The sequence below is a fragment of the Pseudomonas sp. PDM02 genome, assembly GCF_014852285.1.
In the GTDB taxonomy this organism is placed as follows: domain Bacteria; phylum Pseudomonadota; class Gammaproteobacteria; order Pseudomonadales; family Pseudomonadaceae; genus Aquipseudomonas; species Aquipseudomonas migulae.
Genome location: NZ_JACVBL010000004.1, coordinates 136,185 through 151,405, shown reverse-complemented (window position 1 = coordinate 151,405; position 15,221 = coordinate 136,185). Strand labels below are relative to the sequence as shown.

Below are 15,221 nucleotides of genomic sequence, written 5' to 3'. Positions count from 1 at the left end.
CCGTAGGAGCCAGGCTTGCCGGCGAAGGCGTCCATGAAATCGCCATCGCCAGCAAGCCGGGCTCCTACAGGTTTTGGGTGAACCCTCAATCCCGGACATCCCGCGATCCGTAGGAGCCGGCTTGCCGGCGATGGCGTCCGTGAAATCGCCATCGCCAGCAAGCCGGCTCCTACAGGGTTGGGGGGGAGCCCATCATCATGGGTGCTAGAAGGTGATGTCGGCGGCGGGTATCACGTCGATCCGTGCCACTGAACCGGTCAAATGCGCCAGGTCCTTGTTGTGCTCGGCGATGATGTCTTCGGCGGGGATGTTGCCGTTGTCGACCGTGGAGTGAGCGTCAGCCGCCAGCACCACGTCGTACCCCAGTTGCAGCGCCTGACGCACTGTGGCGTTGACGCAATAGTCGGTTTGCAAACCGCAGATGACCAGGCGTTCGAAATCCTGCACCGGCAGCAGCTTTTGCAGGTTGGTCTGGTAGAACGAATCCGGTGTGGTCTTGCGTACGTGCCAATCCTTGGGCGAGGTTTCCAGCCCTTCGGCCAGTTGCCAGCCGTCAGCGTTATACGCCAGCGGACTGCCGTCTTCCTCATGCTGGATCAGCACCACCGGAATGCCGGCCTTTCGGGCACGGGTGCTGAGCCCGTTAATGGTGTCGATGACACGTGAGATTTCGAAGCACTCGTACTCGCCCGTGCAAAGTGCTCGCTGAACATCGATGATCAACATTGCGGTGGTCATGGTTCCATCCTTGATCTGTCGTTGGATCTGGGGACAGAAACTAAATCCGTCCCCCTCCAAACACAACCCTCAATAACCGAGAGACAACCCGGTGTTACGACGCGGATCGTTCGCTCCGTAGAAACGGTTTTTGCCCACCGGTTTACCTTCCAGCGACGGCGCGCCGACCAGGATCGCCGCGATATGGTTAGCATCCTGCGGCCCGGCAAACTTGTGGCCCCAGCTTTCAAGCAGTTTCACCGTGTCCGGGCTGGTGGTGAACGCCTCCAGGTTGGTCTCTTCCGGCAACCATTGCTGGTGGAAACGCGGCGCATCCACCGCCTCCTGAATGTTCATGCCGTAGTCGATCACATTGAGAATGGTCAGCAAGGTCGCGGTGATGATGCGGCTGCCGCCAGGGGTGCCGACGACCATCACGACTTTGCCGTCCTTGGTGACGATGGTCGGGCTCATGGACGACAGCGGCGCCTTGCCCGGCGCGATGGCGTTGGCCTCCCCTTGCACCAGACCGTACATGTTCGGCACGCCGATTTTCGAGGTGAAGTCGTCCATCTCGTCGTTGAGGATGACCCCGGTTTTGCTGGCCATGACCCCGGCGCCGAACCAGTCGTTCAAGGTGTAGGTCACCGACACCGCGTTGCCCCATTTATCGACGATGGAGTAATGGGTGGTGTTGCTGCCTTCGTGCGGCGCGACGCCGGGTTTGAGCTCGCGGGACACGCCGGCCTTTTGCGGATTGATGGCCGCGCGGATTTTGCTCGCGTAGTTTTTATCCAGTAAATGGGCGATCGGATTTTTCACGAAGTCCGGGTCGCCGAGGTAGCTGTTACGGTCGACATACGCGTGGCGCATGGCTTCGATCTGGTAATGCATACCCTGCGCCGAGCGGTAACCCAGGTCTTTCATCGGGTAGCCGTCGAGGATGTTCATGATCTCGCAGATCACTACGCCGCCGGAGCTTGGCGGTGGTGCCGAGACCACGTGGTAGCCACGGTAATCGCACTCGATGGGGGCCAGTTCGCGGGTCTTGTATTTGTCGAGGTCGGCCTGGGTGATGATGCCTTTGTTGGCCTGACTGGAGGTGACGATCGCGTCAGCGACCCAGCCCTTATAGAAACCGTCGGCGCCCTTCTCGGAGATTTCCCGCAGGGTTTTGCCCAGGTCTTTTTGCACCAGTTTCTGGCCGACCTGCATCGGCTCGCCGTTGCTCAGGAAGATCGAGCCGGAATCTTTCATGTCCTTTTTGAAGACGTCGGTGGCGGACTCCAGCAAATCGACATCGCCCTGCTCCAGCACAAAACCGTCTTCAGCGAGTTTGATCGCCGGGGCGATCACTTCCTTGCGCGGTTTGGTGCCGTAGGTTTTCAGCGCCAGTTCCATGCCGGACACGGTGCCAGGCACGCCGACAGCCAGATGACCACGGGTGCTGAGGTCCGGGACGACGTTGCCCTCTTTGTCGAGGTACATGTCGGCAGTGGCAGCCAGCGGGGCTTTTTCGCGGAAGTCGAGGAAGGTCTTGCGCCCATCCGCCAGTTGGATGGTCATGAAACCACCGCCGCCCAGGTTACCTGCCGCGGGATACACCACCGCCAGCGCATACCCGACCGCGACGGCGGCATCGACGGCGTTACCACCGTTCTTGAGCACATCGACGCCCACATGACTGGCCAGGTGCTGGGCCGTGACCACCATGCCGTTTTCGGCGGCGACGGGAGCGACGGAAGCGGCGTGAGCCGCCAGGCAACTGAGTGCCAATGAAGTCGCGATGAGCGATTTGGCAAAAGGTTCGAACTTCATGAGTCGGTCTCTTTTTGTTTTTAGGGTCGGTAAAAAAACAGAGAAAACGTTTCAAGAGCAGTACGCAGTATGGTCGGGATTGCGTATTGCGCCTCTCCGTCGAGGCAGTATGCTTGCCGCCTGCTCACCTGTTTTCGGAGTCCGCCCGCATGAGTTACACCTTCACCACCATGGCGTCGCCGGTCGGCGAGTTGAAGCTGGTTGCGAACGGTTCGAGACTGGCGGCCATCCTCTGGGAAAACGACAAACCAAATCGCGTACGGCTCGGGCCGATGAGTCAGGCGGCGGACAACCCGGTCCTGGTGCGCGCGGTTCAACAGTTGCAGGAATACTTCGCCGGCACACGAAACCGCTTCGACCTGGAACTGGATTTCGCCGGTACGGACTTTCAGAAAAAGGTGTGGCAGGCCCTGCTGACCATTCCGTTCGGCGAAACGCGCAGCTATAGCCAGATTGCCGAGCAGATCGGCAACCCGAGCGCAGTGCGTGCAGTGGGCGCGGCGAATGGCAAGAACCCGATCTCGATTATTGCGCCGTGCCATCGGGTGATCGGCGCGTCGGGGAAATTGACCGGGTTTGCAGGTGGGCTTGAGGCGAAGGAATTATTGCTGACCCTGGAAGGCGGCCAATGGGGTGGGACCGGGCGACTGGAAGGCTTTTGACCTTGCTTTATGTAGGAGCGAAGCTTGCTCGCGAAGGTGTGCCAGCAACGGTGCTGTCGCCTGACACACCTTCGCGAGCAAGCTTCGCTCCTACAGGGGATTGCGTGCTCAGGTGAACATATTTTTCATGGCGGCGTACTGCAGCAGCATGATGGTCTTCGCGTCGCAGATCTCTCCGCGATAAAACGCTTCCAGCGCCTCATTGAACGGCCACTCCAGCACTTCCAGTTCTTCGGTCTCTTCTTCGAGCCCGCCGCCCTCGCCGACTTTCGATGAAGCATCGTATTCGGCGATGAAAAAATGCAGTTTCTCAGTCACCGAGCCGGGGCTCATGTAGGCCTCGAACACCTTCTGCACATGGTGCACGCGATAACCGGTTTCTTCCTCCGCTTCATCGCGGATGCGTTCTTCTGGCGCGGCGCCTTCGAGCAATCCCGCAGCCACCTCGATCAACAGACCGTCATGACCATTGACGAACACCGGCAAGCGGAATTGCCGGGTCAGTACGACAGTTTTCTTCTCTCGGTTGAACAGCAGAATCGCCGCGCCATTGCCACGGTCGTAGACCTCGCGGGTCTGGCGTTGCCATTCGCCGTTGTTGCGCTGGTAATCGAAGGTGATTTTCTTCAGCAGATACCAGTCGTGGGACAACACCTGGGACTCGACGATGTTGACCCGTTCGGCTGTGTTCGGCATGACAACGCATCCTTATTTCGTCAGAAAACGCCCATCTTAGACGAAGGCCCTCACGAAAGTTGAGCCTTGTATTCCCTCTCGTATTGCCTGGCGAGCGTTTCTTTCTGCTGGTCGTCGAGCAGCTTGCCGGCCATCTGGAAGAACTTCTGCTCTTCCTCCTCCAGATGGTGATGGACCTTCTCGGAGAGCTTCTTCGCGGTCACCAGCCAGGCCGGGCTGGACATCTCGGTCTCGTCGAGTTCTTCCATCATTTCGTCCATCTCGTGATGTTCCGAAATCGCGTGGCGACTGAGGTCGACACCGTTGTCGAACTCCATCAGCGGGATATAAAAATGCCGCTCTTCTGCGGTTTCGTGTGCCTGGAGTTCGGACTTGAGCTGCTTGTAGGCTTCAACGCGCTCCGGGGTGTCGCCGCTGGTCTTGACCAATGCGACGGCGTAGGTGCGTTGGCGGTCGTGGCTTTCGCGCAAGGCTTCGAAAATGTTCATTGGCAATCCTCATCGGCCGCGTTCTGGAATGACGCTGTAAAGGCTAGACATCTGCGCGCTGGCGACGGTTCCTCTGAATAACGAGGGATAGAACAATCGTCGCGACCCGGATACGCTCGTGCATCACTGCCATAAGGATGTAGCCGATGACACTCAGCATCGAACAGTCGCACAACCCGACACCGGAAGATCGCGAGGCGATCCTCGCACCGTTGCGGGCCTACAACGTCGCCCAAGCGGGGGACGGCAAAGCGCAACCGCTGGCCCTGCTGGTACGCGATGACCAGGGCGAGATTCTCGGCGGGCTGTACGGCCGGTTTTTCTATCAATGGTTGTTTATCGAATTGCTGTCGGTGCCGGAACAGGGCCGGGGACAAGGCATCGGTTCCAGACTGATGCAGATGGCCGAAGACCTGGCGCGGGAGAAGGAATGCATCGGGATCTGGCTGGACACCTTCGACTTTCAGGCGCCGGAGTTCTACAAGAAGCTTGGGTTCAGCGAGTTGGGGCAGATCGTTGACTACCCGCCGGGGCACAAGCGCTTCTTTTTCCAGAAGCGCCTCTGACTGACTACACACAACCCTGTAGGAGCCGGCTTGCTGGCGATGGTGTGTCAGTCGACATATCTGTAGCTGACACACCATCGCCAGCAAGCCGGCTCCTACAAAGGGGGATTGCGGTGTTCAAAAGATCAGAGGCAGGTAGCCAGCGCCGCCAAACGGCGCTTGGCGACAAAGTCGTCATGCTGCGCGTAGTAACTCAACGCCGTCCCTGACGCATCGGTGGTCACGTCCACAAAGGACTCCGCCGAACGCGTGTAAACGGTAGACCCGCCCTTCTTGCCCGGCTGCAAATACGCGCCCGCATCGACGCCGAATACCGCCTCGTCCTGCCAGGCGAACTGCACGCACTGGGCGACGACTTTTTCCGGCTTGTCCGAAGTCAGGGTTTTGTACGGGGTGCCCGTGCGGGCATCGTTCATCACCGAACCGGCGCATCCCGCCAGCAACGTTGCGGCCAGCGCCACCATCAGAATTCGCATTGCGTGTGCTCATCAAGAAAAAGCGGACTGTATCACCGTGGGCCGGCGTATCGTTCTGCTTTACTTCATTTATACCGCGACACCGCGCAACGATTCGCGCACCCTGTCGCGCCAACCGCTGCATCGCCCCTGTTTTCGGGCTCATTTTTTTGGAACGTCCATGACACCCAACGCCGAATTCTACAAACCGACCGCTGAATATGCCGACAAGCTGATCAGCCAGATCGGCCAGACGCCTTCCTGGATCGCCAAGCGAATCGGCGTCACCGACAAGCGGATCCGTTACATCCTCGACGGCGAACGTACCGTCAAGGGCGAAACCACGCCGATCCAGATGACCTACTGCGAGCAGTTTGCCCTCGAATGCCTGGCCGCAGCGGCCAAGGCCAGCAAGAAGCAGTCCGTGTAACCCATTCTCAAGGAGCGACCATGGCGGCAACCGAACAGCAACACGAGCAGGCGCTGCAGAAGTTTCTCGATGAGCGACCTGAACTGCGCCACGAACTCGACAACCTCAACCCGCTGCTGGCTCAGGCCAAAGGCGAAACCGCGGCGCAGTTTCGCGATGAGCGCTTGCATGAAGCGTTCGAAGCCGAGGCCGAACGCCTGGGGTTGTTTGCCTGGGAGCTGACCCTGCAACTGACCGCCGCGACACCGGAGGACTACGAAGCTCAACGCCTGAACGTACACCGGGAAGTGGCCGAGATGGCGGGGATGGACTGGCTGGAGTATTGCGAGTTATATGGTCTGATCCCATAACCGTCGCCGCACAAGGATCCCGCCACCGATGCTGCCTTCGTCCTCCACGACCCGCGCCAGTCCGGGGCATCTGCACACTCAGAAATGGCGCGGCCGCATCGGCCTGTCGCTGGTGGCCGCACTCTCGGTACTCGCCGGCATGACCGACGCTATCGGCTTCATGGCCAGCGGCGATTTCGTCTCCTTCATGAGCGGCAACACCACCCGCCTCGCCGTGGCGATCAGCGACGGCGACATGGGCCTGACCCTGCGCCTGCTGTTGCTCGTGGCCACGTTCATCCTCGGCAACGCCTTGGGCATTGTCGTCAGCCGTGTCGGTGGACGCCGCGCGCTGCCCTTGCTGCTGTGCATCGCCATGTTGCTGTGTGCGGCAGCGGCCTGGCCTTATGACGAACAATTGCCGGCGCTGCTGGCGGCGATCATCGCGATGGGCATGCTCAATGCCGCCGTCGAAGAAGTGAATGGCCTGCCGGTGGGGCTGACTTACGTGACGGGCGCCCTGTCGCGCTTCGGTCGCGGGCTGGGACGCTGGATGCTTGGCGAGCGGCGCAATGGCTGGCGGGTGCAGTTGATTCCCTGGACCGGAATGTTTGCCGGCGCGGTGCTGGGGGCTGTGCTGGAGCATCATCTTGGACTCAGGGCGTTGTTTGTCAGCGGGTTGCTGGCGGGGGCGCTTGGAGTGCTGTCGTTGAGGATTCCACGGCGTTGGCAGTTGGGGTATATGCCGCGTTGAACCTGCATTGACTGTTCGGGCCTCATCGCCGGCAAGCCGGTCTCGCTCCCACAAGGGATTTGCGTCGAGCACAATTTTGGAGCGGACCACCGAACCCTGTGGGAGCGAGACCGGCTTGCCGGCGATGGGGTCGACTCGGTCTCAAGGAAAACGCCCTTCGCCGCCCCGACGAGAAAGCTTTATCATGGCCGCAGTTTCGCTGATCGAGTCCGTCATGAAGTTCGCCATCGCGCTGTTTTCCGCCGCCCATGCGCCCTCCTCGCGCCGTGCCTTGTTGTTCGCCCAGGCTGCGCTGGCCGGCGGACATGAGATTGTCCGGCTGTTTTTCTATCAGGATGGCGTCTACAACGCGTCCGCCAGCGTGGTCACGCCGCAGGATGAACTGGACCTGCCCAAGCAATGGCGCGCCTTTGTGGCCGAGCATCAACTGGACGGCGTCGTCTGCATCGCCGCCGCCCTGCGTCGTGGCGTGTTGAACGACGAAGAGGCCCGGCGTTATCAGCGCGAAGCGGTCGCCGTCGGCGCGCCGTGGGAGTTGTCCGGTCTCGGTCAGTTGCATGACGCGGTGCAGGACGCCGACCGACTGATCTGTTTCGGAGGTGCGTGACATGCCTAAATCCTTGCTGATTATCAGCCGCCAGGCGCCGTGGTCCGGGCCGAGCGCACGTGAAGCACTGGACATCGTGCTGGCCGGTGGTGCCTTCGACCTGCCGATCGGCCTGCTGTTTCTTGATGACGGGGTGTTCCAGCTCGCGCCGAAACAGGACGCCAAGGCCCTGCAACAAAAAGACTTGAGCGCCAACCTGCAAGCGTTGCCGATGTTCGGCGTCGAAGACCTGTTCGTCTGTGGCGACAGCGCCGCCGAGCGCGGCCTGGCCCCGAACAGCTTGTCGCTGGAGGACGCCCAGGTATTGGCCGCCCGCGAAATCACCGCCCTTATTGACCGTTACGACCAGGTGATCACCCTCTGATGTCGACTTTGCATGTGTTGTCTCATTCCCCGTTCGGCGACGACCGCCTGAGCAGTTGCCTGCGCCTGATCGGCGCGAACGATGCGCTGCTGCTGACCGGTGACGCGGTGTATGCGTTGCAACCGGGCACCGCGCCCTTCAACGCCCTGATCGCCGGCAACCCGAGGCTGTTCGTGTTGGCCGAAGACGCCCAGGCGCGTGCGGTGGAGGTTCCGGATACGGCCAAGGCGATCGACTATCCCGCCTTCGTCGAACTGTCGATTCACTACGACAAGGTCAACAGCTGGTTATGAATGCACTGACGGTCGGCGCCCGCGCCATCGAGTTGGACAAGGACGGTTTCCTGGTTGAACTGAGTGACTGGTCCGCCGACGTGGCCAGCGCCCTCGCCGCTGCCGAAGACATCGAGTTGAGCCCCGAGCACTGGGAAATCCTCGAATTGCTGCGCAGCTTCTACGCCGAGTTCCAGTTGTCCCCGGCGACACGTCCGCTGATCAAGTACACAGCGTTGAAGCTCGGCCCGGAAAAAGGCAACAGCCTGCACCTGAACCGACTGTTCAAAGGCACCCCTGCCAAACTCGCCGCGAAACTGGCGGGCCTGCCCAAACCGACGAATTGCTTATGACCGATTATCCAGTGCTGACTCTAGAAACGCCCGCCGAACACCCCTTCGCCCAATTCGTGCGGATCCTCGGCAAAGGCAAGCGCGGCGCCCGCGACCTGACCCGCGAGGAAGCCCGCGAAGCCATGGGCATGGTGCTCGACGACAAGGTCGAAGACACTCAGCTCGGTGCGTTTCTGATGCTGCTGCGGCACAAGGAAGAAAGCGCCGAGGAAATGGCCGGCTTCACCGAAGCCCTGCGTGAGCGCTTGCAACCACCGGCCTTGAATGTCGATCTGGATTGGCCGACCTACGCCGGCAAGAAACGCCATCTGCCGTGGTATCTGCTGGCGGCCAAGTGCCTGGCGCAAAACGGCGTGCGGATTTTCATGCACGGCGGCGGCGCACACACGGCCGGGCGGCTGTACAGCGAGCAACTGCTGGATGAGCTGAAGATCCCGTTGTGCCGCAACTGGCAACAAGTCGGCTCTGCGCTCGATAAAGGCGGCCTGGCGTTCATGCCGCTGGTGGATTGGGCGCCGCAACTGCAACGCATGATCGACCTGCGCAATACCTTGGGCCTGCGCTCGCCGATCCACTCCCTGACGCGCATTCTCAATCCGTTGAACGCCCGCTGCGGCCTGCAAAGCATTTTCCACCCCGGCTACCAGGCGGTGCATCGCGATGCCAGCGGCTTGCTCGGCGACACCGCGATTGTGGTCAAGGGCGATGGTGGCGAGATCGAGATCAACCCCGACACCGACAGCCACTTGTACGGCACCACCGGCGGCGAGAGCTGGGATGAGGAATGGCCGCAGCTGTCGGCGCAACGCCATGTCAAACCCGCCTCTCTCGATCCCGAACATTTGAAAGCCGTATGGCGTGGCGACGTGGTCGACAGTTATCCGCAAATGGCGCTGATTGCGACAATGGCCCTCGCACTACGCGGCCTCGGCCAACCTCGCGAAATCGCCTTCGAAACAGCCCAGAAATATTGGGACGCACGGGACAGATCGATTTAACCGATCATAAGCGCCCAACCTTTGCGCTTTTTTATCGAACCTATCGGAATAGACTCCTCTCCAACGCTTATCGGTTGAGGAGTCTTGAACATGGGTTTGTTAGTCGAAGGTCGCTGGCATGACCAGTGGTACGAAAGCAGCAAGGACGGCGCGTTCCAGCGCGAACAGGCGCAGCGTCGAAACTGGCTGACGGCCGACGGCACGCCCGGCCCGACCGGTGTGGGTGGCTTTGCCGCCGAAGCGGGTCGTTATCACCTCTACGTATCGCTCGCCTGTCCGTGGGCGCATCGCACACTGATCCTGCGCAAACTCAAAGGCCTTGAAAGCCTGATCGACGTGTCGGTGGTCAGTTGGCTGATGCTGGAAAACGGCTGGACCTTCGACAAGCACTTCGGCTCGACCGGCGACAAGCTCGATCACTTCAACTTCATGCACCAGCGCTATACCGCCGACACTGCCGACTACACGGGTCGCGTCACCGTGCCGGTGCTCTGGGACAAGCAGCAGAATCGCATCGTCAACAATGAATCGGCGGAGATCATCCGCATGTTCAACGGCGCATTCGATGACTTGACCGGCAATGACCTGGATTTCTATCCGGCGCCGTTGCGCGGCGAGATCGATGCGTTGAATGAGCGGATTTATCCGGCGGTGAACAACGGCGTGTACCGTGCCGGGTTCGCGACATCGCAGACGGCTTATGAAGAGGCGTTTGACGGGTTGTTTGCGGAACTGGATCGACTGGAACAGCTGTTAGACGCCAATCGTTATCTGGTGGGCGAATACCTGACTGAAGCGGACATTCGCCTGTTTACCACGCTGATCCGCTTTGACGCGGTGTATCACGGGCACTTCAAATGCAACCTGCGGCGGATTGCCGATTATCCGAACCTGTCGAACTGGCTGCGCGAGATTTATCAGTGGCCGGGGATTGCCGAGACGGTGGATTTTCAGCACATCAAGAACCACTACTATGGCAGCCACAAGACCATTAACCCGACCGGGGTTGTGCCGAAGGGGCCGGAGCAGGACTTTACCGTGGCGCATGATCGGGCGCGGTTGAGCGGGAAAGGGGTTTGGCGCAAGAACAGCGCCTGATCCGGGTTCTATTTCGATTTTGAGGCCCCCTTCGCGGGCAAGCCTCGCTCCTACAGGGATGTGTACGTTCCCTGTAGGAGCGAGGCTTGCCCGCGAAGGAAGCGACGCGGTCTTCAGACTTGCGCCTGAGCCCCCTCAAACCACGCCAGTTTCTCGCGCAACTGCACCACTTCCCCAACAATCACCAGCGTCGGCGCATGTACTTCATGCTCCGCCACCAATCGTGGAAGATCGGCCAGGGTGCCGGTAAACACCCGCTGATTAACCGTGGTGCCCTGCTGAATCAACGCCGCCGGCGTATCCGCTGCGCGACCATGCTTGATCAACTGCTCGCAAATGATCGGCAAGCCCACCAGCCCCATGTAGAACACCAGGGTTTGCGCCGGCGCAACCAGGTCACCCCACGGCAAATCGGTGGAACCGTCCTTCAGGTGCCCGGTGACAAATCGCACCGACTGCGCGTAATCGCGGTGGGTCAGTGGAATCCCGGCGTACGCCGCGCAACCGCTGGCCGCCGTGATGCCCGGCACCACCTGGAACGGGATGCCATGGGCCGCCAGTTCTTCGATCTCTTCACCGCCACGGCCGAAGATGAACGGATCACCGCCCTTCAACCGCACCACGCGCTTGCCCTGTTTGGCCAGGTCCACCAGTTGCTGGTTGATCTGATCCTGCGGCACGGCGTGATCGGCGCGACGCTTGCCGACGTAGACCCGTTCGGCATCGCGACGGCACAAATCGAGAATCGCCGGCGCCACCAACCGGTCATACAGCACCACATCGGCTTGCTGCATCAGGCGCAAGGCGCGGAAGGTCAACAGGTCGGGATCACCCGGCCCGGCACCGACCAGGTACACCTCACCCGTGGCAACCGGCGCTTCACCGCTGATTTTCGCCTGCATCATGCGCTCGGCTTCAGCGCCCTGCCCGGCCAGTTGCCGGTCGGCAATCGGGCCCTGGAACACATCTTCCCAGAACGCCCGACGCTGCTGTACATCCGGAAACAGGCCTTTGACCTGACTGCGAAAACGCGCAGCCAGACCGGCCAGTTGACCGTAGGTGGAAGGAATCCAGGTTTCGATCTTGGCGCGGATCAACCGCGCCAGCACCGGCGCATCGCCGCCACTGGAAACCGCGATGATCAGTGGCGAACGGTCGACGATTGCCGGGAAGATCACGCTGCACAAGGCTGGCGCATCCACCACGTTGACCGGCACGCAACGCCGATGAGCATCAGCGGAGACTTGTGCATTCAGCGGTTCATCATCGGTGGCGGCAATGATCAGCCCGCAGCCGTCCAGATCCGCTTCGACGTAGCCACGCAACAGGCACTCGCCACCGCTGCCGGCAACGAGTTCGCGCAGTTGCGGTTCGATTTCAGGCGCAACCACCCGCAGCAGCGCACCGGCTTCGGCCAGCAGGCGGGATTTGCGCAAGGCAATTTCCCCCCCACCGACGACCAACACACGACTGCCGCGAAGGTTGTGAAACAGCGGCAGATAGTCCATTTAGCCGATGACCTCGAGGCCACCCATGTACGGTTTCAGCACGTCCGGCACACGGATCGAACCGTCGGCCTGCTGGTAGTTTTCCAGCACGGCAACGAGGGTACGACCGACCGCCAGACCGGAACCGTTCAGGGTGTGAACCAGTTCAGGCTTGCCGGTTTCCGGGTTGCGGAAACGCGCTTGCATGCGACGGGCCTGGAAATCGCCGCAGTTGGAGCACGACGAAATCTCGCGGTATTTGTCCTGGCTCGGGATCCACACTTCCAGGTCGTAGGTCTTGACGGCGCTGAAGCCCATGTCGCCGGTGCACAGCGCAAGAGTGCGATAAGGCAGTTCCAGCAATTGCAGGACTTTCTCGGCGTTGGCGGTCAGGCCTTCCAGCGCTTCCATCGAGGTCGATGGCTCAACGATCTGGACCATCTCGACCTTGTCGAACTGGTGCTGGCGAATCATGCCGCGGGTATCGCGACCCGACGCACCGGCTTCACTGCGGAAGCACGGCGTATGGGCGACGAACTTGATCGGCAGCAGTTTCGAATCGACGATTTCGCCGGCGACGATGTTGGTCAGCGACACTTCAGCGGTCGGGATCAGGTACAGATCGGCCTCGCCTTCGCGCGCGATCTTGAACAGGTCTTCTTCGAATTTCGGCAATTGACCGGTGCCTTGCAGTGCCGGCGCCTGGACCAGATAAGGCGTATAGGCCTCTTCGTAACCGTGCTCGCTGGTGTGCAGGTTGATCATGAACTGCGCCAGGGCGCGGTGCAGACGGGCGATCGGGCCACGCAGCAAGGCGAAACGCGCACCGGACAGCTTGGCGGCGGTTTCGAAGTCCAGCCAGCCGAATTTCTCGCCCAGGGCGACATGGTCCTGGACCGGGAAATCGAACGCGGTCGGGGTGCCCCAGCGGCGCACTTCAACGTTGCCGTCTTCGTCATCGCCGATTGGCACAGATTCGTGCGGCAGGTTCGGGATGCCAAGCAGGATCGAATCCAGATCGGTCTGAATCCCGTCCAGCTCGACTTTGCCGGCGCTCAATTCGTTGGCCATGCGCTCGACGTCCGCCATCAACGGCGCGATGTCTTCGCCGCGCTGCTTGGCCTGACCGATGGATTTGGAGCGCGCATTACGTTCAGCCTGCAGTGCTTCGGTGCGGGTCTGGACGGTCTTGCGCTGTTCTTCCAGCGCTTCGATGCGCGCAACATCCAGCGTGTAGCCACGGGATGCCAGGCGGTCCGCTACGTCCTGAAGGTTGCTACGTAACAGTTTGGAATCGAGCATGTCGGTCTCTCGTTATCAAAGTTTGGTCAAGGACAGGCCGGCCCAGGTGGCGAGCAGCCCGCCGAATACGCTGATGGCAGCATAGCCCAGGGCTAGTGGCACCTGCCCGCTTTCCAGCAGGCGCACCGTATCCAGTGAAAAGGATGAAAAAGTCGTCAGCCCCCCGAGGAAGCCGACAATCAGCCCGGCGCGCACTTCGAAAGGCACCTCCGGGCGAATCAAAAACAGACCGTATAGAACGCCGATCAGCAAACAGCCGACGATATTAACGGCCAGCGTCGCGGTATAGAAGTGCCGTGGCCAATTAGCGTTGACCCAGTTGCCAGTGGCGAAGCGCAACAGCGTGCCAGCGATCCCGCCGACGGAAACCGCAACAATCAATGGAAGCACTATTTTCTCCGCTGCCGGGGGCTTAAACGGTCAAGTTGCGCAAGGTGATTGAGCTTCTCGCCGATCTTCAGCTCCAGGCCTCGCGGCACTGGCTGATAGAACGGTTGCGGCTCAAGCTCTTCGGGGAAGTAGTCTTCGCCGGCGGCGTAGGCATCCGGCTCATCGTGGGCATAACGGTACTCGTCGCCATAACCGAGTTGCTTCATCAGCTTGGTCGGGGCGTTGCGCAGGTGCAACGGCACTTCCAGCGAACCGTGTTCGGTGGCGCTGCGCATCGCGGCTTTGAAACCCATGTACACCGCGTTGCTTTTCGGCGCGCAGGCCAGATAGGTGATGGCCTGGGCCACCGCCAACTCGCCTTCCGGGCTGCCGAGGCGTTCCTGCACTTCCCACGCGGCCAGGCACAGGCTCAAGGCGCGGGGGTCGGCGTTGCCGATGTCTTCGCTGGCCATGCGCACCACGCGCCGGGCCAGGTACAGCGGATCGCAACCGCCATCGATCATCCGTGCGAACCAGTACAACGCGCCGTCCGGATTGGAGCCGCGGACCGATTTATGCAGCGCGGAAATCTGGTCGTAAAACGCTTCGCCGCCCTTGTCGAACCGCCGACGGGTATCGCCGAGCAGGCTTTGCAGCAGATCGACGCCGATTTCGCTGTTGTCTTCGGCAAGGTCCGAGGCGTTTTCCAGCAGGTTGAGCAGGCGTCGACCATCGCCATCGGCGGCGGACAGCAGCATCTGAAAGCCTTCATCGCTGAGGGTCAGTTGCCGTTTGCCCAGGCCACGCTCTTCGGTGAGCGCACGATGCACCAGTTTGCGCAGCGCCGCTTCGTCGAGGCTTTTGAGCACGTAGACGCGCGCCCGGGAGAGCAAGGCGTTATTGAGTTCGAACGAGGGGTTTTCCGTGGTCGCGCCGATGAAAATCAGCGTGCCATCTTCGACGTAGGGCAGGAAGGCGTCCTGCTGCGACTTGTTGAAGCGGTGCACTTCGTCGACGAACAGGATGGTGCGTTTGCCGTATTGACCGGCCTGTTGCTTGGCGATTTCCACCGCCTGGCGGATTTCCTTCACGCCGGCCAATACAGCCGAAACCGTTTCGAAGTGCGCATCCGAGACTTCCGCAAGCAACCGTGCCAGGGTGGTTTTGCCCACGCCCGGCGGCCCCCAGAAAATCATCGAATGCAGCGCACCCTGCTCCAGCGCTTCGCGCAAAGGCTTGCCGCGAGCGAGCACGTGTTCCTGACCGACGTACTCGTCCAGATTGGCCGCACGCAAACGGGCGGCCAAGGGCTGAGCTATCGGGGCGCTGCGAAACAGGTCCATCACTGCTTATGAAACCTCACTATGAACACCGCAATACCTGTAGGAGCCGGCTTGCTGCGGGCGGCGTTCCGACGATGGTGGGTCAGTCAACATCGTTGTTGAATGATAAACCG

Annotated in this window: 20 protein-coding genes; 11 read left to right on the top strand and 9 right to left on the bottom strand. The window is 60.9% G+C overall.

Going from position 1 to position 15,221, the window contains the following annotated elements:
• Positions 1 to 204: 204 nt before the first annotated feature.
• Together IB245_RS09100 and ggt are read right to left on the bottom strand one after the other, a co-directional pair.
• Positions 205 to 738 carry a cysteine hydrolase family protein gene (locus IB245_RS09100; protein WP_192227346.1) on the bottom strand — a complete coding sequence of 178 codons (534 nt, stop codon included), beginning with the start codon at positions 736 to 738 and terminating at the stop codon, positions 205 to 207.
• Positions 739 to 807: 69 nt separating this feature from the next.
• Positions 808 to 2,535, bottom strand: coding sequence for a gamma-glutamyltransferase (gene ggt / locus IB245_RS09095; protein WP_192227345.1), 1,728 nt, complete (start codon positions 2,533 to 2,535; stop codon positions 808 to 810).
• 149 nt (positions 2,536 to 2,684) lie between these two features.
• On the opposite strand from ggt, the gene IB245_RS09090 reads away from it, so the two are divergent.
• A complete protein-coding gene (locus IB245_RS09090; protein WP_192227344.1) occupies positions 2,685 to 3,197 on the top strand; it encodes a methylated-DNA--[protein]-cysteine S-methyltransferase in 513 nt (170 codons plus the stop codon).
• Between the two features lie 108 nt (positions 3,198 to 3,305).
• Here IB245_RS09090 and IB245_RS09085 read toward each other — a convergent pair whose 3' ends face one another.
• Both IB245_RS09085 and IB245_RS09080 read right to left on the bottom strand, forming a co-directional pair.
• Positions 3,306 to 3,893 carry an NUDIX domain-containing protein gene (locus IB245_RS09085; protein WP_192227343.1) on the bottom strand — a complete coding sequence of 196 codons (588 nt, stop codon included), beginning with the start codon at positions 3,891 to 3,893 and terminating at the stop codon, positions 3,306 to 3,308.
• A 50-nt stretch (positions 3,894 to 3,943) separates the two neighbouring features.
• Complete coding sequence (locus tag IB245_RS09080) at positions 3,944 to 4,381, bottom strand: hemerythrin domain-containing protein (protein WP_192227342.1); 438 nt, start codon at positions 4,379 to 4,381, stop codon at positions 3,944 to 3,946.
• Positions 4,382 to 4,527: 146 nt separating this feature from the next.
• On the opposite strand from IB245_RS09080, the gene IB245_RS09075 reads away from it, so the two are divergent.
• The gene (locus tag IB245_RS09075; RefSeq protein ID WP_192227341.1) at positions 4,528 to 4,947 is read left to right on the top strand and encodes a GNAT family N-acetyltransferase; all 420 of its coding nucleotides are present in this window, start codon (positions 4,528 to 4,530) and stop codon (positions 4,945 to 4,947) included.
• Positions 4,948 to 5,072: 125 nt separating this feature from the next.
• On the opposite strand, the gene IB245_RS09070 is transcribed toward IB245_RS09075, so the two are convergent.
• Positions 5,073 to 5,423, bottom strand: a complete 351-nt coding sequence (locus IB245_RS09070) for a hypothetical protein (protein WP_008029480.1) — start codon at positions 5,421 to 5,423, stop codon at positions 5,073 to 5,075.
• 160 nt (positions 5,424 to 5,583) lie between these two features.
• Between IB245_RS09070 and IB245_RS09065 the strand changes: the two genes are divergently transcribed.
• From IB245_RS09065 to IB245_RS09025, 9 genes are all read left to right on the top strand, one after another.
• Positions 5,584 to 5,832, top strand: a complete 249-nt coding sequence (locus tag IB245_RS09065; protein WP_008045271.1) for a hypothetical protein — start codon at positions 5,584 to 5,586, stop codon at positions 5,830 to 5,832.
• A 20-nt stretch (positions 5,833 to 5,852) separates the two neighbouring features.
• Positions 5,853 to 6,182: a DUF6388 family protein gene (locus tag IB245_RS09060; RefSeq protein WP_008029485.1), complete on the top strand. Its 330-nt coding sequence runs from the start codon at positions 5,853 to 5,855 to the stop codon at positions 6,180 to 6,182.
• A gap of 28 nt (positions 6,183 to 6,210) precedes the next feature.
• Entirely contained in the window at positions 6,211 to 6,915 is a 705-nt protein-coding gene (locus tag IB245_RS09055; RefSeq protein ID WP_008029486.1) for a YoaK family protein, read from the top strand.
• Positions 6,916 to 7,129: 214 nt separating this feature from the next.
• On the top strand, positions 7,130 to 7,522 hold the full coding sequence (tusD, locus tag IB245_RS09050) for a sulfurtransferase complex subunit TusD (RefSeq protein WP_192227466.1): 393 nt from the start codon (positions 7,130 to 7,132) through the stop codon (positions 7,520 to 7,522).
• Between the two features lies 1 nt (position 7,523).
• Positions 7,524 to 7,886: a sulfurtransferase complex subunit TusC gene (gene tusC / locus IB245_RS09045; RefSeq protein ID WP_192227340.1), complete on the top strand. Its 363-nt coding sequence runs from the start codon at positions 7,524 to 7,526 to the stop codon at positions 7,884 to 7,886.
• Entirely contained in the window at positions 7,886 to 8,179 is a 294-nt protein-coding gene (tusB, locus tag IB245_RS09040) for a sulfurtransferase complex subunit TusB (RefSeq protein ID WP_192227339.1), read from the top strand. The genes tusC and tusB overlap by 1 nt, the downstream gene beginning before the upstream one ends.
• Positions 8,176 to 8,511, top strand: coding sequence for a TusE/DsrC/DsvC family sulfur relay protein (locus IB245_RS09035; RefSeq protein ID WP_008043792.1), 336 nt, complete (start codon positions 8,176 to 8,178; stop codon positions 8,509 to 8,511). The genes tusB and IB245_RS09035 overlap by 4 nt, the downstream gene beginning before the upstream one ends.
• A complete protein-coding gene (locus IB245_RS09030; RefSeq protein ID WP_192227338.1) occupies positions 8,508 to 9,509 on the top strand; it encodes a glycosyl transferase family protein in 1,002 nt (333 codons plus the stop codon). The genes IB245_RS09035 and IB245_RS09030 overlap by 4 nt, the downstream gene beginning before the upstream one ends.
• A gap of 90 nt (positions 9,510 to 9,599) precedes the next feature.
• On the top strand, positions 9,600 to 10,607 hold the full coding sequence (locus IB245_RS09025) for a glutathione S-transferase family protein (RefSeq protein ID WP_008043794.1): 1,008 nt from the start codon (positions 9,600 to 9,602) through the stop codon (positions 10,605 to 10,607).
• Positions 10,608 to 10,720: 113 nt separating this feature from the next.
• Here the strand turns inward: IB245_RS09025 and cysG are convergent, their stop codons facing one another.
• The 4 genes from cysG to IB245_RS09005 are packed head-to-tail and all read right to left on the bottom strand — an operon-like array spanning position 10,721 to position 15,108.
• Positions 10,721 to 12,115, bottom strand: a complete 1,395-nt coding sequence (cysG, locus tag IB245_RS09020) for a siroheme synthase CysG (RefSeq protein WP_008029501.1) — start codon at positions 12,113 to 12,115, stop codon at positions 10,721 to 10,723.
• Positions 12,116 to 13,396 (bottom strand): serine--tRNA ligase, encoded by a 1,281-nt coding sequence (serS, locus tag IB245_RS09015; protein WP_008043810.1) that lies wholly within the window; start codon positions 13,394 to 13,396, stop codon positions 12,116 to 12,118.
• Positions 13,397 to 13,411: 15 nt separating this feature from the next.
• Positions 13,412 to 13,786, bottom strand: coding sequence for a fluoride efflux transporter CrcB (gene crcB / locus IB245_RS09010; protein WP_192227337.1), 375 nt, complete (start codon positions 13,784 to 13,786; stop codon positions 13,412 to 13,414).
• The gene (locus tag IB245_RS09005; protein WP_008029505.1) at positions 13,786 to 15,108 is read right to left on the bottom strand and encodes a replication-associated recombination protein A; all 1,323 of its coding nucleotides are present in this window, start codon (positions 15,106 to 15,108) and stop codon (positions 13,786 to 13,788) included. The genes crcB and IB245_RS09005 overlap by 1 nt, the downstream gene beginning before the upstream one ends.
• Between the last annotated feature and the right edge of the window lie 113 nt (positions 15,109 to 15,221).

Excerpts from the sequence above, each read along its gene's own strand:
- serS (WP_008043810.1), bottom strand. The coding sequence starts at position 13,396 with ATGCTCGATTCCAAACTGTTACGTAGCAACCTTCAGGACGTAGCGGAC.
- IB245_RS09090 (WP_192227344.1), top strand. The coding sequence starts at position 2,685 with ATGAGTTACACCTTCACCACCATGGCGTCGCCGGTCGGCGAGTTGAAG.
- tusD (WP_192227466.1), top strand. The coding sequence starts at position 7,130 with ATGAAGTTCGCCATCGCGCTGTTTTCCGCCGCCCATGCGCCCTCCTCG.
- IB245_RS09030 (WP_192227338.1), top strand. The coding sequence starts at position 8,508 with ATGACCGATTATCCAGTGCTGACTCTAGAAACGCCCGCCGAACACCCC.
- cysG (WP_008029501.1), bottom strand. The coding sequence starts at position 12,115 with ATGGACTATCTGCCGCTGTTTCACAACCTTCGCGGCAGTCGTGTGTTG.
- IB245_RS09005 (WP_008029505.1), bottom strand. The coding sequence starts at position 15,108 with ATGGACCTGTTTCGCAGCGCCCCGATAGCTCAGCCCTTGGCCGCCCGT.
- IB245_RS09100 (WP_192227346.1), bottom strand. The coding sequence starts at position 738 with ATGACCACCGCAATGTTGATCATCGATGTTCAGCGAGCACTTTGCACG.
- IB245_RS09070 (WP_008029480.1), bottom strand. The coding sequence starts at position 5,423 with ATGCGAATTCTGATGGTGGCGCTGGCCGCAACGTTGCTGGCGGGATGC.
- ggt (WP_192227345.1), bottom strand. The coding sequence starts at position 2,535 with ATGAAGTTCGAACCTTTTGCCAAATCGCTCATCGCGACTTCATTGGCA.
- tusC (WP_192227340.1), top strand. The coding sequence starts at position 7,524 with ATGCCTAAATCCTTGCTGATTATCAGCCGCCAGGCGCCGTGGTCCGGG.
- IB245_RS09060 (WP_008029485.1), top strand. The coding sequence starts at position 5,853 with ATGGCGGCAACCGAACAGCAACACGAGCAGGCGCTGCAGAAGTTTCTC.
- IB245_RS09025 (WP_008043794.1), top strand. The coding sequence starts at position 9,600 with ATGGGTTTGTTAGTCGAAGGTCGCTGGCATGACCAGTGGTACGAAAGC.
- IB245_RS09080 (WP_192227342.1), bottom strand. The coding sequence starts at position 4,381 with ATGAACATTTTCGAAGCCTTGCGCGAAAGCCACGACCGCCAACGCACC.
- IB245_RS09055 (WP_008029486.1), top strand. The coding sequence starts at position 6,211 with ATGCTGCCTTCGTCCTCCACGACCCGCGCCAGTCCGGGGCATCTGCAC.
- tusB (WP_192227339.1), top strand. The coding sequence starts at position 7,886 with ATGTCGACTTTGCATGTGTTGTCTCATTCCCCGTTCGGCGACGACCGC.
- IB245_RS09085 (WP_192227343.1), bottom strand. The coding sequence starts at position 3,893 with ATGCCGAACACAGCCGAACGGGTCAACATCGTCGAGTCCCAGGTGTTG.
- IB245_RS09035 (WP_008043792.1), top strand. The coding sequence starts at position 8,176 with ATGAATGCACTGACGGTCGGCGCCCGCGCCATCGAGTTGGACAAGGAC.
- IB245_RS09065 (WP_008045271.1), top strand. The coding sequence starts at position 5,584 with ATGACACCCAACGCCGAATTCTACAAACCGACCGCTGAATATGCCGAC.
- IB245_RS09075 (WP_192227341.1), top strand. The coding sequence starts at position 4,528 with ATGACACTCAGCATCGAACAGTCGCACAACCCGACACCGGAAGATCGC.